This is a genomic window from Neisseria sp. P0021.S006, assembly GCF_051956895.1.
Genome location: NZ_JBQCWZ010000335.1, coordinates 1 through 1,472, shown reverse-complemented (window position 1 = coordinate 1,472; position 1,472 = coordinate 1). Strand labels below are relative to the sequence as shown.

1 protein-coding gene is annotated in these 1,472 nt (G+C 52.9%); it reads right to left on the bottom strand.

Annotation, left to right across the window (positions count from 1 at the left end; translation table 11 throughout):
* Positions 1 to 1,472 (bottom strand): preprotein translocase subunit SecA (locus ACTHUM_RS13880; protein ID WP_440403156.1); only part of this gene is annotated, 1,472 nt, incomplete at both ends.

The following is a 1,472-nucleotide window of genomic DNA, read 5'->3' as shown; positions in this document are numbered from 1 at the left end:
CGTCTTCGATGCGCTTGATGAGGCGTTCTTTAATGTCTTGGTTGTCCAAAGTGCTGTCTTCTTTCAGCCAGCCTTTAATATCGACATGGAGGCGGAAATCAGCGGCAAGTTGGTGCTCCAGTGCCGGAATGTCCCATTGCTCTTCCATGCTGTCAGGCGGGATGTGGTAATCAACCAAGTCGCTGATAACGTCGGCGCGGATTTCGCGGGTCAAATCGCTGACGTCTTTACTGGTCAGGATTTCGTTACGTTGATGGTAAATTACTTTACGTTGGTCATTGGCAACGTCATCGTATTCCAAAACCTGTTTACGCATATCGAAGTTGCGGCCTTCGACTTTACGTTGTGCGCCTTCGATTTGACGGGTCAGCAGGCCGTGTTCGATGGCAACGCCGCGCTCGGGTGCCAAGCGGTTGAGGATGGCGGCGGCACGGTCGAGTGCGAAGAGGCGCAATAATGGGTCTTCAAACGACAGATAGAAACGGCTGGAGCCGGGGTCGCCCTGACGGCCGGCACGACCACGCAACTGGTTGTCGATACGGCGGCTTTCATGGCGTTCCGTACCGATAATGTGTAAACCGCCTGCGGCCACAACTTGGTCGTGTTCGGCTTGCCAACCGCTTTCAAGGGCAGAAATTTGCGCTTGTTTTTGCTGTTCGCTCAGGGTTTCATCGGCACGGATGGCTTCGATTTGATGTTTGAGGTTGCCGCCCAAGACAATATCGGTACCGCGGCCGGCCATGTTAGTGGCAACGGTAATCGCGCCAACTTTACCGGCTTGGGCCACAATCAATGCCTCGCGCTCGTGTTCTTTGGCGTTCAGAACGTTATGCGGCAGACCTGCTTCGTGTAACAAGCGGGAAACCAGTTCGGAGTTTTCGATGCTGGTGGTACCGACCAAAACCGGTTGGCCGTTTTTGTGGCATTCGGCAATGTCTTTGACAACGGCTTCAAATTTTTCTTCGGCTGAGCGGAAGATTTGGTCGTTGAAGTCTTTGCGTTGTACAGGACGGTTGGTCGGGATGATGACGGTTTCGAGGTTGTAAATGCTTTGGAACTCGAAGGCTTCGGTGTCGGCCGTACCGGTCATGCCAGACAGTTTGCTGTACAGGCGGAAGTAGTTTTGGAAGGTAATAGATGCAAGCGTTTGGTTTTCGCGTTTGATTTCTACGCCTTCTTTGGCTTCAACGGCTTGGTGCAAGCCTTCGGACCAGCGGCGACCGGCCATCAGACGGCCTGTGAATTCGTCCACAATCACGATTTCGCCGTCTTGGATAACGTAGTGTTGGTCTTTGTGGAACAGGGTGTGCGCGCGCAATGCAGCCATGAGGTGGTGCATTAGGGAAATATTGGCGGCAGAGTAGAGAGAATCGTTTTCCTGTAATAAGCCCATTTGGGTCAGGATTTGCTCGGCGTGTTCGTGACCGGCTTCGCTCAGAATAACTTGGTGTGCTTTTTCATCTACCCAGTAA